The organism is Lysinibacillus sp. FSL W8-0992, from assembly GCF_038008685.1.
GTDB lineage: Bacteria > Bacillota > Bacilli > Bacillales_A > Planococcaceae > Lysinibacillus.
The window spans coordinates 1,316,326-1,342,050 of sequence record NZ_JBBOZQ010000001.1; the positions used below are offsets into that span (position 1 = coordinate 1,316,326).

The following is a 25,725-nucleotide window of genomic DNA, read 5'->3' on the forward strand; positions in this document are numbered from 1 at the left end:
GTGCCTATCTTCTTTTACAGGCAATTTATAACGATTGTAGCCCGTCACTGAAGGCGTTCTAGCGGTTCATATGTTCATATTGGAGAATAAATGAAGCCTGTTAAAATGAAGTGTGTGGGCTTAGATGGGGTGTGTTCCTGAAGTGTACCTGAACAAAGAAGTAAAAAAAGAACCAGTGTAATCAAACCAGTTCTTTAGCCTTTGCATATATGGTTGAACGGGGTACACCAGTCATTTTTGCAATCTCATTAACTGATAACCCATTATTGCCCCTATCCTGAAAGAGTGACAATGCTTTCTTTACTTGCTTTTCATCTTGTCCAACACGCCCCATATGTGTACCCTTTGCCTTTGCCCGTTCTCTACCTTCAGACGTTCTTTCATTGATTAAATCCCGTTCAAATGTAGCAATAGCACCTAGCATTGTAAGCATTAGCTTTCCATTAGGTGTAGTGAAATCAATGCCTTCTTTAATGAATACTAGCCCAATTCCACGTGCTTCTAAATCTTCAGCAATCTTTAAAAGGTCAAATGTAGAACGTGCTAGCCTATCCAATTTATGAACTACCAGCTTATCGCCTTCACGTAAATATTCCAGTGCTTTCTTCAGTTCTGGTCTATCAGACTTTGCACCACTTTCCTTCTCCATAAAAATCTTTTCACAGCCGTATTCCTTTAATACTTCAATTTGATTAGTCAAATCTTGTCCCTTTGTTGAAACTCTTGCATATCCTATAATTTCCATATGTATCACTTTCCTTTTTCAGTCTTAAAGTCTAAAGGACTTATGTACAATGAATTCTAGACTAACTTTTAGATAATGTAAAGTATTATTTTTAGAAGTTTTGGGTTGTCTTTGTTGGGTGTCCTGAAGTTGTAACTTTTAGACGGTGGGTGTGCTTTATTTAATAGAGTTACGCTACTATCAGCCACGGCCTATTACTACCCATATCCACATGCACATTCGTACTCCATATGAAGAAGGAATGCATTTTTAATAAGTATCATTTTCATACAAACGAAGTAAATTGTATGCTTGAATATTAATGTTCAAAAATAAATTAATAATAAATATTGATAGGGGGTACACGGGGGACAGGGGTACTCTTTTTATTAATTTAGTGTATTAAAAATGGATATCCTATTTTTAGCACCCTATATTTTAAGTACCTTTTCAGTAAGTGACCTGAATGCCTTCTATCCACCAGAATCCCTTCTTGTAACTACCGTGAAAGTGACTTGTAAGCAAGTGAAATCCTTCTAAACGTATAAGTACCCACCTGAATCCGTCTGAACGCTTGTTGTAAATCGCATCTATTGCACTTATGTCCTGAAAATTCCAAGGGGGGGCATTCATAAATAGTGATTCTGATATATGGGATATCCAACATTAAATTTTTTTCTAATTTTTTGTACTGTAAGTTTTCCTGTGTTTTCCCCAGTGGTGTACCAGTTGTATGTCATGGGTACAAACCACCATCTTTTGAATCGGTGTCTTACAAATGCCCCTTTTCACGAACCCTATATATAGAGAAACCTAAGCATAAAGCATTTAGTTGAATCAGCCATTCACTACTACATATTAGACTAACGGGCAACCTTCAGGGTTGTCCTTTTTCTATTGCCTTATGACTAATAAATTATCAGCACAAAGAGTATAAAAGGGGGCTTGAAAAAAATGAACATTACACTATTTCGCATATTACGGGGCTTTTATGGACTGAATCAAACTGGATTAGGGCAACTACTCGGCAAATCACAGAGTACGATTGCTTGTTATGAAATTGGCACTATTGAGATTCCAGCAAAAGTTGCTGAACGTATGAAAGAACTTGCAAAGGAAATCGGCATAACGGAACTTGACCTGATGGTGCTTCAGCAGTTAGTAGCTGAATCAGCAAAAGCACAAGCAGTATTAAAAACGAAAGCTGGTGAACAACCATGACACTACAAACAAAAATTGAGTACCTTATTTCCACCATTGGAAAGAGTAAATATGATTCTTCTCACGTGAATAGCAAACTTACTTCAGCGATTGCTGAAGCCCGTGAAATCACATTCAAGTATCAGGCTAATTCGGTGCATTCAGACTTACAAGAACACCTGAAAACTTTCAAATCATATGGCAAGCAGAACAAGGCAAGATTAATTACCACTTTGGAAGATGTTCAGCGTGAATTAAATTATAAGCACCCTAACAAGAAGTTGGCTTTGTACTGGTTGAATACAATCCTAGAAACCAGCTACTACACAGACAAATTACAAAAGCGATTGCTAAAAGATGCCACCGTAAAAAGTAAAAAAACAGTTCAAATTGAAGTGCTGGAGGTGAGTTAGTATGACCATATACGATGAAAAGTTATTAAAGACTGTTCCCATGCCCCCTGATTTAACAGATAGGCATGTAGCACTTGCACAACAGTACACCCGTGCAAAGATGCTGGAAGGGCATACCATAGCTGGTTTCTGTAAAGCAAATAGAATCAGCACAAATACATGGTATGATTTTCTCGAAATTCCTTCCTTCATAAAGTACATGGCAGATATACAGAATCTTGTTATACCAGCAGATGAAAAGGATGCATTTCAGCAAATGAAAAAACACATCTTGAAGATTCCTTATAAAGAAAATCCTACTATTAAAGAAACAGAGTTGTTTATGGATGTATTCGGGTATTTAGCAGAGAATGACAAACGCATTCAAATGGAACGATTAGGATTGACTAAAACTTCATCTGGGACTTCCAATGCTATGAGTGTGGAAGAACGCAAGACACAATTGCTGGGAAGGCTTATGAAGAAGGGCTAGGTATTGAACAATTGAAGATTTATATTCAAAAAGGGGAATAGATACTATGAAAAATATAAAGAAAATAGTGGCTGGCTTGTTGAACAAAGCTTCCGATGCATCCACAAGCTATGAACTTGCATTGGAACGTAAACAAGAAGAGTTGGTTCAGCTACAGCTACACCTTCAGGATGAACAAATAAAGTTAAAGGATTATCACAAACTAGCATTGCTTCAGCAAGTTTCTGAACAAACGTATGAGGAACAGAAGCAAGTTGTGACATCTATGACTGATAAAATTCAATCTATCCAGCTTGAAATGAAACAAATTGAATTGTATAAGACCGAAGATGTAAATGCCGTGATTGCGGAGATTCAATCTAACAAAGCAGAAATGAATAAGGCACAGCAAGAGGAAATACAAGCAATTAAAGAAGGCATTGCAGAAGCAAAGAGTGAATATCTGCAAAAGCTTTCAATTTTAGGTGAACAGTATGATTCTGCAATTAAAGAAGAAGGACTACTGCAAAGCTTCTTAGTGGATTTAGGAAAGCAACCTAACGTCTATCTGCCATACAAAATGGAGATTTTAGGTGCTGGTGCAACAGTTTCGATTCATGAAGTAGAAAACAACCTTTAAAACAACCAAATATTAGTGCACCCATGCACCCCAACAAAGCTAACTGATGAAATCCAGTTGGCTTTTTTCATTGCAAAAAACTTACAAAGAAATGGAGATTGATTTTATATGCCAGGAATTACACTTACTGAAGCTAGCTACTTAACAAGCAACCCAATGAAGAAAGGTATCATCCAAACGATTGCACGTGAATCAGCTGTATTAGAAGTATTGCCATTCGAAACGATTTTTGGTGCTACGTATGGCTTTATCCGTGAAGAAACAGACGGTGGTGCAACTTTTCGTGCAGTAAATGAAGAATATATTGTTGAGAACCCTACCAATTCGGAACACTTCGAGGAACTACGCAGACTAGGTTCAAAGGTTGAAGTTGACCGTTATATTGAATTGACTGGAAATCTAAACAATGTACGTGCTGAAGCCACAGTAAGCAAGGCAAAGGCTATTGCCAACCACTTTACACAGACTTTCTTCCACGGTGATTCATCTGTAAACCCTATGGAGTTTGACGGCTTAAATAAGCGAATGGACGCTACACAGGTAGTTGATGCTAGTGGCTTCCCATTACACACAGGATTAATCCACCAGCTGTTAGATAAGGTTCAGGGAAATGCTAGCGTTATCTTTATGAATAAGCGTACAAGACGTAAATTGAATCAGCTATTCATGGCACAGAAAGCCTTCATTGAACCTTCACAAGATGCCTTCGGACGTCCAGTGCAACGCTTCGGAGATGTTCGAATTGCAGTTGTAGAAGATGCATTCTTGCCTGACAACGCTATCTATGCAATGTCACTTGGTCCTGATGCAGTAACTGGTATTCAGGCTGGTGAAATTACAGCCGTAGATAATGGGTTACGTGGGACTACCTACGAAACTTTAATTGAATGGTACGTCTCAATTGTGGTAAGCAATCCTTACAGTGTTGCGAAATTAAAAGACTTTACAATCTAGTAGCAATCTGAAGACTTCAGCCATCTTCAGATTGTTTTATTACCAGCTATGCCCCCATAGTTGTCACCCTATTAGTTCGTTATGAACTGGTAGGGGATTTTTTTTGCATTGTTATACATTTTATTCTAGTCAAACAGCACTTAAATCCCATGTTATTATGCTACAACCCATGTTAAAATATGACTAATACATAATTAATATATACTTAAAATACATGTTTAGAGGTGTTGGAATATGGCAATTGAAACATTAAAGATTATCGAGAGACTTCAAGAAATTTCTACAGATATAGGTGTAATGAAAACAGACTTGAAAGGCGAGATTAAAGAATTGAAGAAAGAAGTTGCTGAAGTACACCAGCGTCTTAGGGTAGTCGAAATCAAACTTGAATCATTAGAAAAGATGGTAGTGATAACTGACGCTACTTTACTACAATAAATTAAACTATGAACATAAGCATTTACAATGAAACTGAATATTTAGAAAATACATCAGATAACGACCAGTTGGCTAACCTTCCTTAAAGATGTTTTCTATATTATTAAATTGCCTTGACTTCAATGTCAGGGATGAAGCTACTGATGATGTAATTTTGAATATTGTACTTCTACGGAAGAAAATAAGGATATAAATTTATTGAAGGAAAAGTTAATCCAAGAAGCTACTCATTAGGATGAAGTTGAATATACTGAGGTGTACTAAAATGACAAACAACACAAACGAACTTACACAAATGATGGAAATGCTTCAAGGTATGCAAGCTAAAATGAATGAAATGAACCAAGACATGAACCAACGCTTTGATGCAATGGACAAACGCTTTGATGGGCTGGAAAAGGAAATCAAAGAACTACGAATTGAAGTAAATGAGTTCAAACAGGTTTCTACGGAAGAACACAATAGAGTAGTTGAAAATGTTGACACTATCACACAGAAAACAGCTAAACATGCAGGGTATATTAATTACCTAGCTGGTGAAGTTGGCAAGCACAGCATGATTTTAAATGTAATAGACAAGAAGTAAAACAAGGCATTCAAATGAGTGCCTTTTTATTCCGACTGAAAGGGGAAATTAACAATGGATGATATGAACGACAATGAAGCTAAAAAAGCGATTATGGACATGCTACAGGCTTTACAAGGTAAAATAAATGAAGGCTTTGATTCAATGAATGAAAGCTTTGATTCATTGGATAAGCACTTTGACGACATGCACAAACAATTTGATTCAATCGACAAAAGTCTTGATAGAATCAGTCAACTAGCTGAAGAAGAAATACAACGTGAAAAGAACCGAAAAGCACAGTACGCTGAAATGCTAGAAAGATTAAAGTTTCCTGAATAGATAGAGGAACAACAAGATAAGCACTTCATTTAATGCGAGACATGAAATAAAAACATCTTAGGAGTGGTCAAAATGACAAACACAAACGAAAACTTAATTATTGAAATGCTTCAAAACATCACTAAAGGCATGGACGAAATGAAGCAAGAATTGAAAGCTGAAATGGCTGAAATGAAATTCGAAATGGTTGGTATGAAGCAAGAAATGGCTGAAGTGAAAGGCAAAATTGACAGTCTTGTCGAAATGGTTGAACATACCGTGAAGCTACAGCAAGATTCAGATGAACAACTATCTAATACATTGAAATACATCACTGATAAGATTTTAGAACACGACATCGCAATCCATACCTTACGCAACAAGCAATAAAACAGGGCACTCTTTCGAGTGCATTTTGTAAATATAATGATAGTTTGTTGACCCATAATGACTAGTTTCCTTATTAATAATCTAGATTTTTTATGAAAAACGTGCTACTATTTAGAAGTTGAAATTAAATAGAAGTTTAACTTATATATAAAATTAATTGCCCTGACATTTGGCAATACTTCACGGTATTACCTGATATCCGTTCAGTTGGTGTAATGGGCGATGCTCGTACGTATGACTACGCAATCGGTATCCGTGCAGTAACGTCTATCGACGGTATGACTTCTGACTGGGCACGTATCCCTTGGGATGTTCTAGAAAAAATTTCTGTACGCCTAGTAAACGAAGTAAAACACGTAAACCGCGTGCTGTATGATATTACTTCTAAGCCACCAGCAACAATTGAGTGGGAATAATAGCTAATAGCAAGAGTCCTAAAAGCCCTAGTAACACAGGGTTTTTAGGGCTTTTTTTAGTTGTCTGATGTGCACCAAGTGACGTAACAATAGAACTTTTCTGGTCATTTTTAACTGGAAATATTTATATGATATAAACTAACGTAGTGAGGGCAAAATTGCTGGCAAAGCGTTGGATATAGTAAACTGAATTTATGTAAAATGATTACGCTGTTGTTTAATTTAGGGGGATTAAAATGGAGAAAAGTATAGCGACGATTTATACACTTGCTGTTGGTATGCCGAAAGAATTGGACTATAGTAAAGGGCGATCAATGATTACAGGGATTGAAAAACGGAAAGTGCACGAAGTTTATTTAGCTACTCGTGGATTTGAGGGAGATGATGTGGCAGATAAAAAGCATCATGGTGGACCTGATCGCGCTGTTTGTCTATATCCTGCGGAGCATTACGAACAATGGGAAAAGGAACTTGGTAAGGCATTGCCAGCAGCAGCATTCGGTGAGAACTTAACGGTAACAAATATGCTTGAAGCGGATGTTTGTATTGGAGATATTTATAAAATTGGTGATGCAGTCATTCAAATTACGCAAGGACGTATTCCGTGTAGTACGATTGATAAATATACAAAGGCTGACACATTACTTAAACGATTAATTGAAACAGGTTATACAGGCTTCCTAGCACGTGTACTAAGTGAGGGAACAATATGTGTAGACTCAAAAATTGAAATAGTTGAAAGACACCCTGCTCGTATATCGGTTTTACATTGCAATGAAGTATATTTTGAAAACAACAACGCACTTGCGATGAAACGTATTCAAGCAGTAGATGCATTAGCGATGGATTGGAAACAAAAATTAGAAAAAAGAATTCAATTATTAGAGAGTCGAGTAGAGAAGTAAGGATAATGATGGAAATGAGAATGGGAGCTCTTGCGTAATATGTTCGGTGGTTTCGTATTTATTGCCTAAGTACTTCTTATTGTGTAGGAGTTAGGTGAGTAATTCGATATAAAAGCCTTTGACATATTTACATACATTTGAAAAGCTCACTTTTTCAAAACAAATGCAAAATGGTCGATTATAGCCTTTAATCGTAAATAAAAAACAGGAAAAGCAACTTGTATAAGTTAGTATTTTTCCTGTTTTTTTACGCTGTTTTTACAAAATCAGAACAATAATACCGTATTTTACACGAACTTTCGTATTTTTTTTATAAGAAATGTTCGGAAATGGGGTTGAAATCTAAAAAACGAAATGATATATTACGATTGTAAAGTAAATAAGTCGTCGTATAATGTCGGGAATATGGCCCGTGAGTTTCTACCAAGTTACCGTAAATAACTTGACTACGATTTTAGTTTTTATACGGATGTATAATAACTAATTTATTTCACACATTATTAGTGATGAAATGTATCGTAGACATGCGACTAGTAGAATAGTCAGCGTGTCTTTTTTGTTTTCGATATTGAAGACGACAATACGGAGGATATTTTTAAAATGAAAAAATATTTCATGTTCGATGAATTAGGTACTAATTATCGCCGCGAAATAATTGGCGGTATTACAACATTCCTAGCTATGGCATACATTTTAGCTGTTAACCCAGGGATTCTGGAAAGTGCGGGAATGGATAAAGGTGCTGTTTTCGTGGCAACAGCATTAGCAGCAGCAGTCGGTTCTTTGATTATGGGTATTTTCGCTAAATTCCCAATCTCATTGGCGCCAGGTATGGGGTTAAATGCATTCTTTGCCTTCACGGTAGTAGGGACGTATGGCATTCCTTGGCAAACTGGTTTAACAGGTGTGTTCTTCTCGGGGATTATATTTATTATCCTTTCATTAACAGGTATTCGTGAAACAGTTATTAATGCAATTCCAGCACAACTTAAATATGCTGTGTCAGCTGGTATTGGTTTATTTATTACATTTGTAGGGTTACAAGGAGCTGGCATTGTAGTTGATAGTCCAGCAACTTTAGTAACATTAGGAGCATTTACAGGTTCAACTCTTTTAGCAGTATTCGGCATTATTATTTCAATCATCCTAATCCTTAAATTCCGTAGCGTCGGTATTTTCTTAGGAATGGTTATTACAGCAATCGTTGGTATGATTACGGGTGTTATTGCACCTCCTGAAGCTGTTGTAGCATCGATCCCAAGTGTAGATTCAACATTTATGGTTGCACTTAACCCAATTATTCATGACTTCGGTTCGTTAATAAACGTTAAATTTTTAGTTGTTGTATTAACATTTTTATTCGTTGACTTTTTCGATACAGCCGGCACATTAATGGCTGTGGCAACACAAGCTGGATTAGTAAAAGACGATAAATTACCACGTGCAAGCCGTGCACTTATGGCAGATGCACTAGCAACAACAATTGGTTCTTTATTTGGTACTTCAACAACTACTGCTTATGTAGAATCAACTTCTGGTGTAGCAGCCGGTGCTCGTTCAGGTTTTGCTGCAGTTGTTACTGCTGTATTATTTATAGTAGCACTATTCTTCTCACCATTACTTGCGGTTGTTACTTCAGCTGTAACAGCACCAGCACTTGTTATCGTCGGTGTGTTAATGGTTTCGTCACTACGTTTAATTGAATGGGATAAATTCGAAATTGCAGTTCCAGCGTTCTTCACTGTTTTAATGATGCCTCTTGGCTATTCCATTGCAACAGGGATCGCAATTGGTTTCGTATTCTACCCAGTAACAATGCTTTTAGCAGGTCGTAAAAAAGAAATTCACCCAATGATGTACGGATTATTCTTCGTATTCCTTGCGTACTTTATCTGGGTTCGATAATGTAAGGCCGAAATGGGCTCTGCTTAGTGAAAACTAAGTGGAGCTTTTTTTATTTAAAATTGTTTGAGTGCCTGGCACTTAATAATATAGAAGAAACTACTATCATACTATTGACTGAATAGTTTTATTTCAATTAAACACTTGCAAACTATAATGTGAGATGATATATTTAAACACGTTGTTACGAAACAAGCGAACAACATACAGAAAGAAAATAATAGTTGACATCATATTGAATGTATGTTAAATTATAAAAAGTTACTTATTAAGTAGCTAGCAAAATGAACCTTGAAAACTGAACAAGCAAAACGTAATCAATATAGTTTTTACTAGCTAACTTCGTTAGTGAACGAAACAAAATTTTGGACATCAAAATTGATGCCAGCAAAACAATTTGAGCTAATCAAATTTCTTTTATGGAGAGTTTGATCCTGGCTCAGGACGAACGCTGGCGGCGTGCCTAATACATGCAAGTCGAGCGAACAGATAAGGAGCTTGCTCCTTTGACGTTAGCGGCGGACGGGTGAGTAACACGTGGGCAACCTACCCTATAGTTTGGGATAACTCCGGGAAACCGGGGCTAATACCGAATAACTTGTTGTCTCTCATGAGACAATTCTAAAAGACGGTTTCGGCTGTCGCTATAGGATGGGCCCGCGGCGCATTAGCTAGTTGGTGAGGTAACGGCTCACCAAGGCGACGATGCGTAGCCGACCTGAGAGGGTGATCGGCCACACTGGGACTGAGACACGGCCCAGACTCCTACGGGAGGCAGCAGTAGGGAATCTTCCACAATGGGCGAAAGCCTGATGGAGCAACGCCGCGTGAGTGAAGAAGGATTTCGGTTCGTAAAACTCTGTTGTAAGGGAAGAACAAGTACAGTAGTAACTGGCTGTACCTTGACGGTACCTTATTAGAAAGCCACGGCTAACTACGTGCCAGCAGCCGCGGTAATACGTAGGTGGCAAGCGTTGTCCGGAATTATTGGGCGTAAAGCGCGCGCAGGTGGTTTCTTAAGTCTGATGTGAAAGCCCACGGCTCAACCGTGGAGGGTCATTGGAAACTGGGAGACTTGAGTGCAGAAGAGGATAGTGGAATTCCAAGTGTAGCGGTGAAATGCGTAGAGATTTGGAGGAACACCAGTGGCGAAGGCGACTATCTGGTCTGTAACTGACACTGAGGCGCGAAAGCGTGGGGAGCAAACAGGATTAGATACCCTGGTAGTCCACGCCGTAAACGATGAGTGCTAAGTGTTAGGGGGTTTCCGCCCCTTAGTGCTGCAGCTAACGCATTAAGCACTCCGCCTGGGGAGTACGGTCGCAAGACTGAAACTCAAAGGAATTGACGGGGGCCCGCACAAGCGGTGGAGCATGTGGTTTAATTCGAAGCAACGCGAAGAACCTTACCAGGTCTTGACATCCCATTGACCACTGTAGAGATACAGTTTTCCCTTCGGGGACAACGGTGACAGGTGGTGCATGGTTGTCGTCAGCTCGTGTCGTGAGATGTTGGGTTAAGTCCCGCAACGAGCGCAACCCTTGATCTTAGTTGCCATCATTTAGTTGGGCACTCTAAGGTGACTGCCGGTGACAAACCGGAGGAAGGTGGGGATGACGTCAAATCATCATGCCCCTTATGACCTGGGCTACACACGTGCTACAATGGACGATACAAACGGTTGCCAACTCGCGAGAGGGAGCTAATCCGATAAAGTCGTTCTCAGTTCGGATTGTAGGCTGCAACTCGCCTACATGAAGCCGGAATCGCTAGTAATCGCGGATCAGCATGCCGCGGTGAATACGTTCCCGGGCCTTGTACACACCGCCCGTCACACCACGAGAGTTTGTAACACCCGAAGTCGGTGAGGTAACCTTTTGGAGCCAGCCGCCGAAGGTGGGATAGATGATTGGGGTGAAGTCGTAACAAGGTAGCCGTATCGGAAGGTGCGGCTGGATCACCTCCTTTCTAAGGATATTTTCGGAATACAAACCTTGGGTTTGTAAGATTACGTTTTGCGTTCAGTTTTGAAGGTTCATCATTACGATGAAATACTTCAAAACTTGTTCTTTGAAAACTGGATAAAACGACATTGAAATTGTAACAAACACATTTATTTTTAAATTAAGTTTTTTAGGCTTAATAACTAATAATAGGGTTTCAAGACACAAGCAGTTCTAGGAAGCAATTGAGTGAAAGAAGGAGCGTACTTACGTACGTGACTGACTGAACGAAAGAAGCTGACAACGAAATGCGCAGTGGATTGGAAGCCGTTGAAGGTTAAGTTATTAAGGGCGCACGGCGAATGCCTTGGCACTAGGAGCCGAAGAAGGACGGCACTAACACCGATATGCTTCGGGGAGCTGTAAGTGAGCTTTGATCCGGAGATTTCCGAATGGGGGAACCCACTACGTTTAATCGCGTAGTATCTTGACGTGAATACATAGCGTCTTGAAGGCAGACCCAGGGAACTGAAACATCTAAGTACCTGGAGGAAGAGAAAGAAAAATCGATTCCCTGAGTAGCGGCGAGCGAAACGGGAAGAGCCCAAACCAAGAGGCTTGCCTCTTGGGGTTGTAGGACACTCTATACGGAGTTACAAAGGAATGAGTTAGATGAAGCGACTTGGAAAGGTCCGCCAGAGCAGGTAAAAGCCCTGTAGTCGAAAGTTCATTCCCTCCAGAGTGGATCCTGAGTACGGCGGAACACGTGAAATTCCGTCGGAATCCGGGAGGACCATCTCCCAAGGCTAAATACTACCTAGTGACCGATAGTGAACCAGTACCGTGAGGGAAAGGTGAAAAGCACCCCGGAAGGGGAGTGAAAGAGATCCTGAAACCGTGTGCCTACAAGTAGTTAGAGCCCGTTAATGGGTGATAGCGTGCCTTTTGTAGAATGAACCGGCGAGTTACGATTACGTGCGAGGTTAAGCTTTAGAAGGCGGAGCCGCAGCGAAAGCGAGTCTGAATAGGGCGAATTAGTACGTGGTCGTAGACCCGAAACCAGGTGATCTACCCATGTCCAGGGTGAAGGTGAGGTAACACTTACTGGAGGCCCGAACCCACGCACGTTGAAAAGTGCGGGGATGAGGTGTGGGTAGCGGAGAAATTCCAATCGAACTTGGAGATAGCTGGTTCTCTCCGAAATAGCTTTAGGGCTAGCCTCGTGATGAGAATACTGGAGGTAGAGCACTGTTTGGACTAGGGGGCCATCCCGGTTTACCGAATTCAGACAAACTCCGAATGCCAGATATTTATACACGGGAGTCAGACTGCGAGTGATAAGATCCGTAGTCAAAAGGGAAACAGCCCAGACCACCAGCTAAGGTCCCAAAGTAATCGTTAAGTGGAAAAGGATGTGGCGTTGCACAGACAACCAGGATGTTGGCTTAGAAGCAGCCATCATTTAAAGAGTGCGTAATAGCTCACTGGTCGAGTGACGCTGCGCCGAAAATGTATCGGGGCTAAACGATTCACCGAAGCTGTGGATTGACATCTACGATGTCAGTGGTAGGAGAGCGTTCTAAGTGCGTTGAAGTCAGACCGGAAGGACTGGTGGAGCGCTTAGAAGTGAGAATGCCGGTATGAGTAGCGAAAGACGGGTGAGAATCCCGTCCACCGTATGACTAAGGTTTCCTGAGGAAGGCTCGTCCGCTCAGGGTTAGTCGGGACCTAAGCCGAGGCCGATAGGCGTAGGCGATGGACAACAGGTTGATATTCCTGTACCACCTCCTCACCGTTTGAGAAATGGGGGGACGCAGTAGGATAGGGTAAGCGCGCCGTTGGTTGTGCGCGTCCAAGCAGTAAGGCGTGTGTGTAGGCAAATCCGCACACTATAACGTTGAGCTGTGATGGCGAGTCCGTATGGACGAAGTTCCTGATTTCACACTGCCAAGAAAAGCCTCTATCGAGGTGAGAGGTGCCCGTACCGCAAACCGACACAGGTAGTCGAGGAGAGAATCCTAAGGTGTGCGAGAGAACTCTCGTTAAGGAACTCGGCAAAATGACCCCGTAACTTCGGGAGAAGGGGTGCTCTTGAGCGTGCAAGCGCACGAGAGCCGCAGTGAATAGGCCCAGGCGACTGTTTAGCAAAAACACAGGTCTCTGCAAAACCGTAAGGTGACGTATAGGGGCTGACGCCTGCCCGGTGCTGGAAGGTTAAGAGGAGTGGTTAGCGCAAGCGAAGCTGCGAATTGAAGCCCCAGTAAACGGCGGCCGTAACTATAACGGTCCTAAGGTAGCGAAATTCCTTGTCGGGTAAGTTCCGACCCGCACGAAAGGCGTAACGATCTGGGCACTGTCTCAACGAGAGACTCGGTGAAATTATAGTACCTGTGAAGATGCAGGTTACCCGCGACAGGACGGAAAGACCCCGTGGAGCTTTACTGTAGCCTGATATTGAATTTTGGTACAACTTGTACAGGATAGGTAGGAGCCAGAGATCTCGGAGCGCCAGCTTCGAAGGAGGCGTCGGTGGGATACTACCCTGGTTGTATTGAAATTCTAACCCATGCCCCTTAGCGGGGCAGGAGACAGTGTCAGGCGGACAGTTTGACTGGGGCGGTCGCCTCCTAAAAGGTAACGGAGGCGCCCAAAGGTTCCCTCAGAATGGTTGGAAATCATTCGTAGAGTGTAAAGGCACAAGGGAGCTTGACTGCGAGACCTACAAGTCGAGCAGGGTCGAAAGACGGGCTTAGTGATCCGGTGGTTCCGCATGGAAGGGCCATCGCTCAACGGATAAAAGCTACCCCGGGGATAACAGGCTTATCTCCCCCAAGAGTCCACATCGACGGGGAGGTTTGGCACCTCGATGTCGGCTCATCGCATCCTGGGGCTGTAGTCGGTCCCAAGGGTTGGGCTGTTCGCCCATTAAAGCGGTACGCGAGCTGGGTTCAGAACGTCGTGAGACAGTTCGGTCCCTATCCGTCGTGGGCGTAGGAAATTTGAGAGGAGCTGTCCTTAGTACGAGAGGACCGGGATGGACACACCGCTGGTGTACCAGTTGTCTTGCCAAAGGCATCGCTGGGTAGCTATGTGTGGACGGGATAAGTGCTGAAAGCATCTAAGCATGAAGCCCCCCTCAAGATGAGATTTCCCATTACGCAAGTAAGTAAGATCCCTCAAAGACGATGAGGTAGATAGGTTCGAGGTGGAAGTGTGGTGACACATGGAGCTGACGAATACTAATCGATCGAGGACTTAACCAAAAAAGTTTGAAACATTCAATGAACCGTTTATCCAGTTTTGAAAGAACAAAATCTTTCAACAAAATATAAGGTCTAGTGATGATGGCAAAGAGGTCACACCCGTTCCCATACCGAACACGGAAGTTAAGCTCTTTAGCGCCGATGGTAGTTGGGGGCTTCCCCCTGTGAGAGTAGGACGTCGCTAGGCAATAAAAAAAGCCAAGGATATATTCCTTGGCTTTTTTGTTTTTTCATTTTTTTAGAATGTAATAACAATATTGGATATGAAATATGAGGATAACCTCCGCTGTTGTTTACATATCTTTCGGATTATTGCGGCGGTAGTAATTGTTACAATTTTGTACATTTTGAATGAGTCAAATCGGGTATAATGGAGTACAAGTAAGGAAGAATAAAAATGACAAGTGATTGGAAGGAAGAACGGTTTGGGGAAAAAGCAAATTTGGTATGAAGTAGAAGAAAATGAAACAATTGATCAATGTTTAGAAAGAATGCGTCAGGATGGCTATATAGCGATGGGACGGAAAGAAGAGCCTATCTTTCATCTAGTGAATGGTGAACCAACGTATTTACGTCAAAAAATACAATTTAAAGCAATGTTGTGTCAAGATTCTGAATAAACACGACTTAAAACCGAACAATAATTAATGCCGAAAATAAATTGTTCGCATTTTAGCATTGACGTCAGTGTTTGCAATTGTTAAAATGTGATAAGGAAAACAATTAAATCCCCATATATGCTAGAGGATTGGCTCTAGTGTCTCTACCCGGCACCGTAAATGCTGGACTATGCGGGAAAGCAACTTTTGGCATGTTACGGGAAGATGTGTGTACAGATGTCTAAATCTGCATATTCTTTTCATAATAAGTCCTCAAGTAGGCTGCTTTCACGTGTATTGTAGAGAGTAGCTTATTTGAGGATTTTCTTTGTTCAAAAAGTAAAGAAATGCAGTGACTATTGAATAATAGAGGCTTGCACAATAATCGATCATTTTTCTATCGTTTAAAAGGAGCGACAATTCATGAATCCGAAAATCGGTGTCATTATGGGTAGTTCAAGTGACTGGGAAACTATGAAACATGCGTGTGATATTTTAGATGAATTACAAGTACCGTACGAGAAAAAAGTAGTATCTGCACATCGTACGCCTGATTTAATGTTTGAGTACGCAGAGGCAGCACGTGGGCGAGGTATTCAAGTGATTATTGCAGGTGCTGGTGGTGCGGCGCATTTGCCGGGTATGGTAGCAGCTAAAACAACGTTACCTGTCATTGGAGTGCCTGTACAATCTCGTGCACTTAATGGTCTTGATTCACTCTTATCAATTGTTCAAATGCCAGGTGGTGTACCTGTAGCAACTGTGGCAATTGGAAAAGCAGGTGCGACAAATGCTGGCTTACTTGCAGCGCAAATTTTGTCGACAACAGACGTAGAGCTTGCTAATAAACTAGATGCTAGACGCGAGGCGACGAAGCAACAAGTATTGGAAAGCACAGGTGACTTAGTGTGACAAAAATTATATATCCTGGACAAACGATAGGAATTATCGGAGGAGGACAGCTTGGCCGTATGATGGCACTAGCTGCTAAGGAAGCAGGTTTTAAAATAGCTGTTCTTGAACCGACAATGGATTCACCATGTGGACAGGTTGCAGATATTCGAATTGTGGCACCTTACGATGATGAGGCTGCACTCGAGGAACTTGCCGAAGTCAGTGACGTTATTACGTATGAGTTTGAAAATATCGATTACGAAGGCTTAAAACGTTTAACTCAAATGGCTTATGTACCACAAGGAGCAGAATTAGTACGCATTACACAAAACCGTGTGACTGAGAAGGAAGCAATCGTTAAAGCAGGCTGTCCAGTAGCTCCTTATATCGTAGCAAATACATATGAGGAGTTAGTAGCTAGCATTGACCAGATTAACTACCCATGTATCGTAAAAACTGCAAGAGGTGGTTATGATGGCAAAGGGCAGCAACTTCTAAATTCAGCAGCAGATTTACCATTGGCAAAAGGGCTTTTTGCTCATTCACAATGTATTGCTGAAGGTTTCGTACCTTTTGTGAAAGAAGTATCAGTTATTGTACAACGAAACGGTGATGGCGAATTATATTGTCAGCCAGTTGGTGAAAACATTCATGTTCATCATATTTTACACGAAACAATTGTACCAGCTCGCATTCAAGAGGCGACAGCACAGGCTGCTGAACAAGAGGCTATAAAAATAGCTGATTACTTAAATCTAGTAGGGACGCTGGCAGTAGAAATGTTTGTTTTAGAAAATGGCGACATTATTATTAATGAACTAGCACCGAGACCTCATAATTCTGGTCACTATTCGATAGAGGCATGTAATATATCACAATTCCATCAGCATATCCGTGCTATTTGTGGTTGGCCATTGCGTAAACCACAACTTTGGGCGCCATCTATAATGGTGAATGTATTAGGGCAGCATGTTATGCCACTTAGTAACTCAATTGCAAAATATCCTGAATGGTCATTACATCTTTATGGGAAAGCTGAAGCTAAGGTGAACCGTAAAATGGGCCACGTAACGATTATGACAAAAGACTTAGAAGCAACACTACAACAAATCGAGAGTTCTGGCATTTGGTCAGAATAGAAGGAGATAAGCGATGATTGAACGTTACACAAGACCTGAGATGGGTGCAATTTGGACAGAACAAAATAAATACCAAGCTTGGCTAGAGGTTGAAATTTTAGCATGTGAGGCTTGGGCAGAAATTGGCGATATTCCAAAAGAAGATGTAGCTAAAATTCGTGAAAATGCTTCATTTGATGTAAATCGTATTTTAGAAATTGAGAAAGAAACACGTCACGATGTAGTTGCCTTTACACGTGCTGTATCTGAAACACTAGGCGAAGAACGGAAATGGGTGCACTACGGTTTAACTTCAACAGATGTTGTGGACACAGCCCTTTCTTACGTGATTAAACAAGCAAATAATATTTTAAGAAAAGATATTGTGAATTTTATTGATATTATTGCAGCAAAAGCAAAAGAGCATAAGCATACCGTTATGATGGGCCGTACACATGGTGTGCATGCGGAACCAACAACATTCGGATTAAAATTAGGATTATGGTATGAAGAGATGAAGCGTAACTTAGAACGCTTTGATGCAGCTGCAGCTGTAATTGAAACAGGTAAGATGTCTGGCGCAGTTGGCACGTATGCAAATATTGACCCACGTGTTGAACAATATGTTTGTGATAAATTAGGGCTTGCAGCATCGCCAATTTCTACGCAAACATTACAGCGTGATCGACATGCACAATATTTGAGTGCTCTTGCATTAATTGCAACATCAATCGAAAAGTTCGCAACTGAAATTCGTGGTTTGCAAAAATCAGAAACGAGAGAAGTAGAAGAAGCCTTTGCGAAAGGGCAAAAGGGTTCATCTGCTATGCCGCATAAACGTAATCCAATCGGCTCTGAGAACATGGTTGGTATGTCACGTTTAATGCGTGGTTACATGGTGACAGCTTATGAAAACGTAGCATTATGGCATGAGCGTGATATTTCACATTCATCTGCTGAGCGCGTTATTTTACCGGATGCGACAATCACATTGAACTATATGTTAAATCGCTTCGGTAACATCGTGAAAAATTTAACAGTATTCCCTGAAAACATGAAACGTAATATGGGTCGAACATTTGGGCTAATTTACTCTCAACGCATTTTATTAGCACTAATCGATAAAGGATTAGTACGTGAAGAAGCGTATGATACAGTTCAGCCATTAGCGATGCAGGCGTGGGACGAGCAAGTACAATTCCGTACGTTAGTTGATGGAAGTGAAAAAATCACTTCATACTTAACGAAGGAAGAGTTAGATGAGTGCTTTGATTACAACTACCACTTACAGCATGTAGACATGATTTTTGAACGTCTTGGACTTAACTAACCGTATTGAAACGATAGACAGTTAGTGCCACGACGGATGTTACGGGTTTTGAATCTTATCCCAGATTCAAAATCCATAACATCAATACGTCGAGGCGTATTTCATAATAATCTGGGGGAATGACGAAATGACGAAAGACCAACTTTTGTATGAAGGTAAAGCCAAAAAATTATATGCGACAGAAGAGCCTACTATACTTTTAGTAGAATACAAAGATAGTGCAACTGCATTTAATGGTGAGAAAAAAGAAGAGATTGAAGGCAAAGGCGTGTTAAATAACCGCATTACCTCCTTAATTTTCGAAAAATTAAAAGCTAACGGAATTGCGTCACATTTCGTAAAACAATTGTCTGCTACGGAACAACTAGTGAAAAAGGTTGAAATTATTCCAATTGAGGTTGTCGTACGTAACATCGCGGCAGGTAGCTTAGCAAAACGTCTTGGCTTTGAAGAAGGCACACCATTAAAACGCCCAATCGTTGAATTTTATTATAAGGATGATGCGTTAGGTGACCCATTTATTACAACGGAGCATATTGATGTACTTGACTTAGCAACAGCACAAGAAGTAACAGCTATGTATGATGGTGCATTAGCAGTTAATAAAGTACTGCAACCGATTTTCGCTGATGTTGATGTCACGCTAATTGACTTTAAACTGGAATTTGGACGTGACACAAACGGAGATGTCCTACTGGCAGATGAAATTTCACCAGATACGTGCAGACTTTGGGATACAAAAACAAAGCAAAAGTTGGACAAAGATGTCTTTCGTCGAGACCTTGGTAATTTAACTGAAGTATATACTATTATTCTTTCTAGACTCGGAGGCAAATAACAATGAAAAAAGTTAAAATTTACGTAACATTACGTGAGAGTATTCTAGATCCACAAGGTTCAGCAGTACAAGGTTCTTTAGCAAAAATGGGCTATGGTGAAGTAGAAGATTTACGTATCGGTAAATATCTTGAACTAACTGTTGGAGATTCAGCGCGTGATATAGATACTCTAGTTAAAGAAATGTGTGAAAAAGTTTTAACAAATGTAGTAATTGAGGACTACCGTTACGAAGTCGAGGAGGCTAACTAATCATGAAATTCGCAGTACTCGTATTCCCTGGGTCAAACTGTGACATCGATATGTATCATGCGATTAAAGACGAACTAGGTGAAGAAGTAGAATATGTATGGCACACAGAATCAGATTTAAGTGGCTTTGACGGTATTTTAGTACCTGGTGGTTTCTCTTATGGCGACTACTTACGTTGTGGCGCTATGGCAAACCAATCAAACATTATGGCTGAAGTTAAAAAAGCAGCAGATGCTGGTAAGCCCGTATTAGGCGTTTGTAACGGGTTCCAAATTCTTACTGAGGCAGGATTATTGCCTGGTGCTTTACTTCGCAATAAAAATCTTAAATTCATGTGTCGTACTATACAGCTTAAAGTTGAAAACAACAATACATTATTCACAAATCAATATGAGCAAGGTCAAGTAATTAATATTCCAATCGCACACGGTGAAGGCAATTACTACTGTGATGAGGAAACATTACAAAAACTAAAAGATAACAATCAAATCGTGTTCACATACTCAGGAGAAAATCCAAACGGTTCTTTAGAGGATATCGCAGGGATTATTAACGAGCGCGGAAATGTATTAGGAATGATGCCTCACCCAGAAAGAGCTGTCGATGCACTAGTGGGCGGAGCAGACGGTCTAGCAGTATTTAAATCAATTGTGAAGCAGTGGAGGGAAAATCATGTCAACAACTAAGTTTGAGCCAACAGCACAGCAAATTAAAGATGAAAAGCTATACGCTGGAATGGGGATGTCAGACGAAGAATTTGCAATGGTAGAAGGTATTTTAGGCCGTCTACCAAACTGGACAGAGACAGGTCTTTTCTCAGTAATGTGGTCTGAACACTGCTCATACAAAAATTCGAAACCAGTTTTACGTAAATTCCCTACAAAGGGACCACAAGTATTACAAGGTCCTGGTGAAGGTGCAGGTATTGTAGATATTGGTGACGAGCAAGCAGTTGTATTTAAAATGGAATCACATAACCATCCTTCAGCAATCGAGCCTTATCAAGGTGCAGCAACAGGTGTAGGCGGCATTATTCGTGACGTATTCTCAATGGGTGCACGTCCAATCGCAATGCTAAATTCACTACGCTTTGGTGAGTTGAAATCAGCACGTGGTAAATATTTATTTGAAGAAGTTGTTGCAGGTATTGCTGGATATGGTAACTGTATTGGGATTCCAACGGTTGGTGGCGAAATTCAATTCGACCCTTGCTACGAAGGAAATCCACTAGTGAACGCAATGTGTGTTGGTTTAATTGACCACAAAGATATTCAACGCGGTATTGCCGCAGGTGTAGGAAATACAGTTATGTACGTAGGTGCAAAAACTGGTCGTGATGGAATTCATGGTGCGACATTTGCATCTGAAGAATTAACAGAGGAATCAGAAAACCAACGTCCAGCTGTGCAAGTAGGGGACCCATTTATGGAAAAGCTACTACTTGAAGCTTGCTTAGAAGTTGTAAAATCGGATGCTCTAGTTGGTATTCAGGATATGGGTGCTGCGGGTCTTACTTCTTCTTCAGCAGAGATGGCTTCTAAAGCTGGATCTGGTGTAGAAATGAACTTAGATTTAGTACCTCAACGTGAAACAGGCATGACTGCTTACGAGATGATGCTATCCGAATCTCAAGAGCGTATGTTATTAGTTGTGAAAAAAGGTCGCGAAGATGAAATTAAAGCGATTTTCGATAAATATGATTTAGATGCAGTAGCTATTGGTGTCGTTACAGACGATAAAATGCTTCGTTTACTTCACAACGGTGAAGTTGTAGCGAATGTACCAGCGGATGCACTTGCGGAAGATGCGCCAGTTTACCATAAGCCTTCTGCTGAGCCTGCATACTATGCAGAATTCCAAGCAATCGACAACGCTGAGCCAGCTATAACAGATTACAAAGAAACATTAAACGCGCTTTTAAAAGCACCAACAATTGCTTCAAAAGAATGGGTTTATGATCAATATGATTATCAAGTACGTACGTCAACAGTTGTGGCGCCTGGTTCAGATGCTGCAGTTATCCGTGTGCGTGGTACGAACAAAGGTCTTGCGATGACAACAGACTGTAACTCTCGCTACATTTACCTTGATCCTGAAGTGGGCGGTGCCATTGCAGTAGCAGAAGCGGCTCGTAACATTGTGGCAACGGGTGGTACACCACTTGCAATTACAGACTGCTTAAACTTCGGTAATCCAGAGAAGCCAGAAATCTTCTGGCAAATTGAAAAATCTGCCGATGGTATTTCTGCTGCTTGTACAGCATTAAATGCACCAGTAATCGGTGGTAACGTATCACTTTACAACGAACGTTCAGGAGAAGCTGTTTATCCAACACCAACAATTGGTATGGTAGGACTAATAGAAGATTTAGCACATGTAACAACGCAAGATGTAAAAGCTACTGGTGATGTCGTATTCGTTATTGGTGAAACGAAAACTGAATTCGGTGGCTCTGAGCTTCAAAAATTATTAAATAATGGTGTAATCTCAGGAAAAGCACCAGCTATAGACTTGGCTGTGGAGGCAGCCCGCCAACAAGCATTACTAAAAGCGATTAAAGCGGGACTTGTACAATCTGCGCATGACGTAGCAGAGGGTGGACTTGCTGTAGCACTTGCAGAAACTACTTTTGGTGCGCAAGGTCTTGGTATTGATGTAACGTTAACAGGTTCTGCAACAACGGCTCTATTCAGTGAAACACAAACCCGTTTTGTTGTAACTGTCAAAGAAGAAAATGCAGCTGCATTTGTAGAAACAGTAGAAGGTGCACTGAAAATCGGTGTCGTAACGAACGATGCACTTGTTAAAATCAACGGGGACAACGGTGTGCTTGTAGAAGGTACAGTGGAGGAATTCCGTTCTAATTGGAAAGGAGCAATCCCATGCTTGCTGAACTCAGAGGCTTAAACGAAGAATGTGGGGTGTTTGGTATTTGGGGCAATCCAAATCCAGCACACCTTAGTTATTACGGGCTTCATGCTCTTCAACACCGTGGACAAGAAGGTGCTGGTATCGTCGTTTCTGACGGTCTTCACCTTCGCGCGGTGAAAGGTGAAGGATTAGTGAATGATGTTTTCAATGAAGAGAAGTTAAAGGCAGTGGACGGAAAAGCGGCTATTGCGCATGTTCGTTATACGACTGCTGGTGGTGGCGGTATCGAAAATGTACAGCCATTACTATTTCATTCATCTACAGGTAGCCTTTCAATTGCTCATAACGGTAACTTAGTCAATGCGACACACTTAAAGCAATATCTAGAGCGTCAAGGTAGTATTTTTCACTCTAGCTCAGATACAGAAGTGTTAGCGCATCTTATTAAGAAAAGCTCGCATTCACCATTCCGAGCGAAGGTGAAAAATGCCCTTTCATTACTAAAGGGTGCGTATTCGTTCTTAATTATGACAAAAGATGAAATGCTTGTTGCACGTGATCCACATGGTTTACGTCCATTATCTCTTGGAAAACTAGGAGATGGTTGGGTTGTTGCTTCTGAAACTTGTGCGTTTGATTTAATAGGGGCAGAGTTTGTTCGTTCTGTGGAACCAGGGGAATTATTAATTATAAACGATGAGGGCGTAAAATCTGACCGTTTTGCTAATATGGAAAATCGCGCAATGTGTGCGATGGAATATGTATACTTAGCACGTCCAGATTCTGATATTGACGGTATTAATGTGCATATGGCACGTAAACGTATGGGGAAACAACTTGCACGTGAATGTGCACATATTGAAGCGGATGTCGTAACAGGTGTACCTGATTCAAGTATTTCTGCAGCAATTGGCTTTGCTGAAGAAAGTGGTATTCCGTATGAGTTGGGTTTAATTAAAAATCGTTATGTTGGCCGTACGTTCATTCAACCGACGCAAGAATTACGTGAACGCGGTGTAAAAATGAAGCTTTCACCTGTAGTTCAAGTTGTCAAAGGAAAACGTGTTGTGATGGTAGATGATTCGATTGTACGCGGTACTACTTCACGTCGTATTGTCAAAATGCTGAAAGATGCTGGTGCAGCTGAGGTGCATGTAGTTATTTCTTCTCCACCAATGACTGACCCTTGTTATTACGGCATTGATACTTCGACACATGAAGAACTTATTGCTTCGAGTCATAGTGTAGATGAAATCCGAGAAGCGATCGGTGCTGATTCAATAACATTCCTTTCCGTTGAAGGTATGGTAGAAACGATAGCACGTCCATTTGAGGATGAGAACAAAGGTCTTTGCCTAGCATGCTTTACAAGCAAATACCCAACTGAAATTTTCCCAGATACAATCTTACCACATGAAAAAGAACTTTTACGCTAAGTGTATGTTAATAGATGAAACCTTGTCGGACTGCCCACAGTTATTTGGTGGGTATCCGCTGAAGGTGAAATAACATTGAGTAAGGATTACGATTCCTCACTGAATGTTGAACATGCATATGTCCTCTACTTTTAAAAGTAATGGACTGCTGCGTAAATAATTTAAAGGAGGATCTCTGCATGTCAAAGGCATATGAACAAGCAGGTGTAAATATTGAAGCAGGCTACGAAGCTGTAAAACGAATGAAGTCTCACGTTGAACGTACAAATCGACTAGGTGTGATGGGTACGTTTGGTGGCTTTGGTGGTATGTTTGACTTGTCAGAACTAAATCTTAAAGAACCTGTTCTCATTTCAGGTACAGATGGTGTTGGGACAAAATTAAAATTAGCATTTATGGTAGACAAGCACGATACAATTGGCGTGGACTGTGTTGCTATGTGTGTAAATGATATCGTAGCGCAAGGTGCAGAGCCACTTTACTTTTTAGATTATGTGGCACTTGGTAAAGCAGAGCCAGCGAAGATCGAACAAATCGTGAAAGGTGTTGCAGATGGTTGTGTACAATCCGGTGCTGCCTTAATCGGTGGTGAGACTGCTGAGATGCCTGGCCTTTATGAAGAAGATGAGTATGATTTAGCAGGGTTCGCTGTAGGCGCATGTGAAAAATCGGCAATCGTAACAGGTGAAAATATCGTCGAAGGTGACGTGCTTGTTGGATTAGCTTCAAGTGGTGTCCATTCAAACGGCTATTCATTAGTACGTAAAATTGTTTTCGCTGACAACGGCTATGCAGTAGACGCAGTTATTGAAGGCTTCGAAGATTTAGGACCAATTGGTGAAGCGCTTCTAGTACCGACTAAGTTATATGCAAAACCAGTACTTGCAGCATTAAAAGCAGCTGACGTTCATGGTTGCGCACACGTAACAGGTGGCGGCTTCTATGAAAACCTTCCACGTATGATGCCAGAGGGCTTAGCAACAGAAATTGACTTAGGTTCTTGGCCAGTTCTTCGTATTTTCGAATTTTTAAAGGAAAAAGGTCAGCTTGAGGACAAAGATTTATACAATGTTTTCAATATGGGTATTGGTTTCGTGTTGGCTGTACCAGCAGCAGAAGCAGAGAAAGTAATTGCTACAGCACAAGCGAATGGTGAAAAAGCGTACAAAATCGGTCGCGTTGTGAAAGGCGAGGGTGTTGTATTTAACGGCTCACATGATGGGAGTTTAGTGTAATGACTGCACCAGTTAAAATTGCCGTATTTGCTTCAGGAAGCGGCAGTAATTTTCAAGCTATACAAGAAGCGATTGAACGTGGAGAATTACATGCAAAGGTTGAGCTTGTTGTAACAGATAAGCCTACTGCATTTGTCGTTACACGTGCTCAACAATTTGGCATCCCAGTGCTAGCTTTGAGCCCAAAACAATTTGCCTCGAAAGTAGAATATGAAACTGCTATTATTGAAGCTTTACGTGAATGTGGTGTGCAGTGGATTGTGCTTGCAGGGTATATGCGTTTAATTAGTGAGGTGCTATTGGTGGCATATCCACAGCGTATCGTTAATATCCACCCTTCACTATTACCATCCTTTCCAGGAAAAGATGCGATTGGCCAAGCAATAGAGCACGGTGTCAAGGTGACTGGTGTTACGGTGCATTTTGTGGATGAAGGCATGGATACAGGGCCTATTATTGCGCAAGCTGCTGTTGAAGTTATCGAAGGGGATCGCGAGGCAACTGAAACTGCTATTCATAAAGAAGAGCATGTACTATATACAAAGGCATTACAGCAATTATTAAAGTAGATTGGTAGGTAGTTAGGTCTGGCTTATTGTAACGGGAAACGCTAATTACCCGTAAGATT

General features: G+C 41.1%; 23 protein-coding genes, 3 rRNA genes, 1 pseudogene and 2 riboswitches. Of the genes and pseudogenes, 26 read left to right on the forward strand and 1 reads right to left on the reverse strand.

Annotated features, from left to right (window positions below; genetic code table 11):
* Window positions 1–181 precede the first annotated feature (181 nt).
* Window positions 182–745 carry a recombinase family protein gene (locus NSQ74_RS06380; protein ID WP_333006909.1) on the reverse strand — a complete coding sequence of 188 codons (564 nt, stop codon included), beginning with the start codon at window positions 743–745 and terminating at the stop codon, window positions 182–184.
* A 933-nt stretch (window positions 746–1,678) separates the two neighbouring features.
* Between NSQ74_RS06380 and NSQ74_RS06385 the strand changes: the two genes are divergently transcribed.
* The 26 genes and pseudogenes from NSQ74_RS06385 to purN all read left to right on the forward strand — a co-directional run bounded on the left by NSQ74_RS06385 (window position 1,679) and on the right by purN (window position 25,666).
* Window positions 1,679–1,945 (forward strand): hypothetical protein, encoded by a 267-nt coding sequence (locus NSQ74_RS06385; protein ID WP_333006910.1) that lies wholly within the window; start codon window positions 1,679–1,681, stop codon window positions 1,943–1,945.
* Complete coding sequence (locus NSQ74_RS06390) at window positions 1,942–2,337, forward strand: hypothetical protein (protein ID WP_340822193.1); 396 nt, start codon at window positions 1,942–1,944, stop codon at window positions 2,335–2,337. The genes NSQ74_RS06385 and NSQ74_RS06390 overlap by 4 nt, the downstream gene beginning before the upstream one ends.
* Window position 2,338: 1 nt before the next feature.
* Window positions 2,339–2,809 carry a hypothetical protein gene (locus NSQ74_RS06395; RefSeq protein WP_340822195.1) on the forward strand — a complete coding sequence of 157 codons (471 nt, stop codon included), beginning with the start codon at window positions 2,339–2,341 and terminating at the stop codon, window positions 2,807–2,809.
* 46 nt (window positions 2,810–2,855) lie between these two features.
* Window positions 2,856–3,428 (forward strand): hypothetical protein, encoded by a 573-nt coding sequence (locus tag NSQ74_RS06400; protein ID WP_333006914.1) that lies wholly within the window; start codon window positions 2,856–2,858, stop codon window positions 3,426–3,428.
* A 108-nt stretch (window positions 3,429–3,536) separates the two neighbouring features.
* On the forward strand, window positions 3,537–4,382 hold the full coding sequence (locus NSQ74_RS06405) for a major capsid protein (protein WP_340822197.1): 846 nt from the start codon (window positions 3,537–3,539) through the stop codon (window positions 4,380–4,382).
* Window positions 4,383–4,616: 234 nt separating this feature from the next.
* Entirely contained in the window at window positions 4,617–4,820 is a 204-nt protein-coding gene (locus tag NSQ74_RS06410; RefSeq protein WP_333006916.1) for a hypothetical protein, read from the forward strand.
* A gap of 265 nt (window positions 4,821–5,085) precedes the next feature.
* Window positions 5,086–5,406 (forward strand): hypothetical protein, encoded by a 321-nt coding sequence (locus NSQ74_RS06415; RefSeq protein WP_340822198.1) that lies wholly within the window; start codon window positions 5,086–5,088, stop codon window positions 5,404–5,406.
* Between the two features lie 54 nt (window positions 5,407–5,460).
* Window positions 5,461–5,727: a hypothetical protein gene (locus NSQ74_RS06420; protein ID WP_340822199.1), complete on the forward strand. Its 267-nt coding sequence runs from the start codon at window positions 5,461–5,463 to the stop codon at window positions 5,725–5,727.
* Between the two features lie 72 nt (window positions 5,728–5,799).
* The gene (locus NSQ74_RS06425; protein ID WP_340822200.1) at window positions 5,800–6,096 is read left to right on the forward strand and encodes a hypothetical protein; all 297 of its coding nucleotides are present in this window, start codon (window positions 5,800–5,802) and stop codon (window positions 6,094–6,096) included.
* Window positions 6,097–6,260: 164 nt separating this feature from the next.
* Window positions 6,261–6,512 (forward strand): annotated as a pseudogene (locus NSQ74_RS06430) (GMP synthase (glutamine-hydrolyzing)); the annotation flags it as partial.
* 236 nt (window positions 6,513–6,748) lie between these two features.
* Window positions 6,749–7,417: an MOSC domain-containing protein gene (locus NSQ74_RS06435; protein WP_340822201.1), complete on the forward strand. Its 669-nt coding sequence runs from the start codon at window positions 6,749–6,751 to the stop codon at window positions 7,415–7,417.
* 367 nt (window positions 7,418–7,784) lie between these two features.
* A riboswitch (purine riboswitch) is annotated at window positions 7,785–7,886 on the forward strand.
* A gap of 131 nt (window positions 7,887–8,017) precedes the next feature.
* Entirely contained in the window at window positions 8,018–9,322 is a 1,305-nt protein-coding gene (locus tag NSQ74_RS06440) for an NCS2 family permease (RefSeq protein WP_340822202.1), read from the forward strand.
* Window positions 9,323–9,735: 413 nt separating this feature from the next.
* Window positions 9,736–11,287: ribosomal RNA gene (locus tag NSQ74_RS06445) — 16S ribosomal RNA — on the forward strand.
* A 310-nt stretch (window positions 11,288–11,597) separates the two neighbouring features.
* A 23S ribosomal RNA gene (locus tag NSQ74_RS06450) occupies window positions 11,598–14,525 on the forward strand.
* Window positions 14,526–14,596: 71 nt separating this feature from the next.
* Window positions 14,597–14,712, forward strand: a 5S ribosomal RNA gene (rrf, locus tag NSQ74_RS06455).
* The 16S, 23S and 5S rRNA genes sit together here, the layout of an rRNA operon.
* Before the next feature lie 238 nt (window positions 14,713–14,950).
* Window positions 14,951–15,145, forward strand: coding sequence for an NETI motif-containing protein (locus tag NSQ74_RS06460; RefSeq protein ID WP_340822203.1), 195 nt, complete (start codon window positions 14,951–14,953; stop codon window positions 15,143–15,145).
* Window positions 15,146–15,236: 91 nt separating this feature from the next.
* Window positions 15,237–15,335, forward strand: a riboswitch (purine riboswitch).
* Between the two features lie 212 nt (window positions 15,336–15,547).
* A complete protein-coding gene (gene purE, locus NSQ74_RS06465) occupies window positions 15,548–16,036 on the forward strand; it encodes a 5-(carboxyamino)imidazole ribonucleotide mutase (protein WP_340822204.1) in 489 nt (162 codons plus the stop codon).
* Window positions 16,033–17,157: a 5-(carboxyamino)imidazole ribonucleotide synthase gene (gene purK, locus NSQ74_RS06470; RefSeq protein ID WP_340822205.1), complete on the forward strand. Its 1,125-nt coding sequence runs from the start codon at window positions 16,033–16,035 to the stop codon at window positions 17,155–17,157. Before purE ends, purK begins: the two co-directional genes overlap by 4 nt.
* A gap of 13 nt (window positions 17,158–17,170) precedes the next feature.
* On the forward strand, window positions 17,171–18,466 hold the full coding sequence (gene purB, locus NSQ74_RS06475; RefSeq protein ID WP_340822206.1) for an adenylosuccinate lyase: 1,296 nt from the start codon (window positions 17,171–17,173) through the stop codon (window positions 18,464–18,466).
* A gap of 127 nt (window positions 18,467–18,593) precedes the next feature.
* Window positions 18,594–19,304: a phosphoribosylaminoimidazolesuccinocarboxamide synthase gene (gene purC, locus NSQ74_RS06480; protein WP_340822207.1), complete on the forward strand. Its 711-nt coding sequence runs from the start codon at window positions 18,594–18,596 to the stop codon at window positions 19,302–19,304.
* A 2-nt stretch (window positions 19,305–19,306) separates the two neighbouring features.
* On the forward strand, window positions 19,307–19,555 hold the full coding sequence (purS, locus tag NSQ74_RS06485; protein WP_024364458.1) for a phosphoribosylformylglycinamidine synthase subunit PurS: 249 nt from the start codon (window positions 19,307–19,309) through the stop codon (window positions 19,553–19,555).
* A gap of 2 nt (window positions 19,556–19,557) precedes the next feature.
* Window positions 19,558–20,241, forward strand: coding sequence for a phosphoribosylformylglycinamidine synthase subunit PurQ (purQ, locus tag NSQ74_RS06490; protein WP_340822209.1), 684 nt, complete (start codon window positions 19,558–19,560; stop codon window positions 20,239–20,241).
* Complete coding sequence (gene purL / locus NSQ74_RS06495; RefSeq protein ID WP_340822210.1) at window positions 20,228–22,462, forward strand: phosphoribosylformylglycinamidine synthase subunit PurL; 2,235 nt, start codon at window positions 20,228–20,230, stop codon at window positions 22,460–22,462. The genes purQ and purL overlap by 14 nt, the downstream gene beginning before the upstream one ends.
* Complete coding sequence (purF, locus tag NSQ74_RS06500) at window positions 22,438–23,862, forward strand: amidophosphoribosyltransferase (protein WP_340822212.1); 1,425 nt, start codon at window positions 22,438–22,440, stop codon at window positions 23,860–23,862. The genes purL and purF overlap by 25 nt, the downstream gene beginning before the upstream one ends.
* Before the next feature lie 179 nt (window positions 23,863–24,041).
* Window positions 24,042–25,097 carry a phosphoribosylformylglycinamidine cyclo-ligase gene (purM, locus tag NSQ74_RS06505; RefSeq protein ID WP_340822213.1) on the forward strand — a complete coding sequence of 352 codons (1,056 nt, stop codon included), beginning with the start codon at window positions 24,042–24,044 and terminating at the stop codon, window positions 25,095–25,097.
* Window positions 25,097–25,666, forward strand: a complete 570-nt coding sequence (gene purN / locus NSQ74_RS06510; RefSeq protein ID WP_340822214.1) for a phosphoribosylglycinamide formyltransferase — start codon at window positions 25,097–25,099, stop codon at window positions 25,664–25,666. Before purM ends, purN begins: the two co-directional genes overlap by 1 nt.
* The last annotated feature ends 59 nt before the right edge of the window (window positions 25,667–25,725 follow it).

What these genes read in the sequence shown, in the direction of transcription:
- NSQ74_RS06380 (WP_333006909.1), bottom strand. Translation starts at nt 745, where the DNA reads ATGGAAATTATAGGATATGCAAGAGTTTCAACAAAGGGACAAGATTTG.
- purF (WP_340822212.1), top strand. Translation starts at nt 22,438, where the DNA reads ATGCTTGCTGAACTCAGAGGCTTAAACGAAGAATGTGGGGTGTTTGGT.
- NSQ74_RS06435 (WP_340822201.1), top strand. Translation starts at nt 6,749, where the DNA reads ATGGAGAAAAGTATAGCGACGATTTATACACTTGCTGTTGGTATGCCG.
- purS (WP_024364458.1), top strand. Translation starts at nt 19,307, where the DNA reads ATGAAAAAAGTTAAAATTTACGTAACATTACGTGAGAGTATTCTAGAT.
- NSQ74_RS06400 (WP_333006914.1), top strand. Translation starts at nt 2,856, where the DNA reads ATGAAAAATATAAAGAAAATAGTGGCTGGCTTGTTGAACAAAGCTTCC.
- purM (WP_340822213.1), top strand. Translation starts at nt 24,042, where the DNA reads ATGTCAAAGGCATATGAACAAGCAGGTGTAAATATTGAAGCAGGCTAC.
- NSQ74_RS06395 (WP_340822195.1), top strand. Translation starts at nt 2,339, where the DNA reads ATGACCATATACGATGAAAAGTTATTAAAGACTGTTCCCATGCCCCCT.
- purN (WP_340822214.1), top strand. Translation starts at nt 25,097, where the DNA reads ATGACTGCACCAGTTAAAATTGCCGTATTTGCTTCAGGAAGCGGCAGT.
- NSQ74_RS06405 (WP_340822197.1), top strand. Translation starts at nt 3,537, where the DNA reads ATGCCAGGAATTACACTTACTGAAGCTAGCTACTTAACAAGCAACCCA.
- NSQ74_RS06385 (WP_333006910.1), top strand. Translation starts at nt 1,679, where the DNA reads ATGAACATTACACTATTTCGCATATTACGGGGCTTTTATGGACTGAAT.
- purL (WP_340822210.1), top strand. Translation starts at nt 20,228, where the DNA reads ATGTCAACAACTAAGTTTGAGCCAACAGCACAGCAAATTAAAGATGAA.
- NSQ74_RS06415 (WP_340822198.1), top strand. Translation starts at nt 5,086, where the DNA reads ATGACAAACAACACAAACGAACTTACACAAATGATGGAAATGCTTCAA.
- NSQ74_RS06425 (WP_340822200.1), top strand. Translation starts at nt 5,800, where the DNA reads ATGACAAACACAAACGAAAACTTAATTATTGAAATGCTTCAAAACATC.
- NSQ74_RS06440 (WP_340822202.1), top strand. Translation starts at nt 8,018, where the DNA reads ATGAAAAAATATTTCATGTTCGATGAATTAGGTACTAATTATCGCCGC.
- NSQ74_RS06420 (WP_340822199.1), top strand. Translation starts at nt 5,461, where the DNA reads ATGGATGATATGAACGACAATGAAGCTAAAAAAGCGATTATGGACATG.
- purQ (WP_340822209.1), top strand. Translation starts at nt 19,558, where the DNA reads ATGAAATTCGCAGTACTCGTATTCCCTGGGTCAAACTGTGACATCGAT.
- purB (WP_340822206.1), top strand. Translation starts at nt 17,171, where the DNA reads ATGATTGAACGTTACACAAGACCTGAGATGGGTGCAATTTGGACAGAA.
- purC (WP_340822207.1), top strand. Translation starts at nt 18,594, where the DNA reads ATGACGAAAGACCAACTTTTGTATGAAGGTAAAGCCAAAAAATTATAT.
- purE (WP_340822204.1), top strand. Translation starts at nt 15,548, where the DNA reads ATGAATCCGAAAATCGGTGTCATTATGGGTAGTTCAAGTGACTGGGAA.
- NSQ74_RS06410 (WP_333006916.1), top strand. Translation starts at nt 4,617, where the DNA reads ATGGCAATTGAAACATTAAAGATTATCGAGAGACTTCAAGAAATTTCT.
- NSQ74_RS06390 (WP_340822193.1), top strand. Translation starts at nt 1,942, where the DNA reads ATGACACTACAAACAAAAATTGAGTACCTTATTTCCACCATTGGAAAG.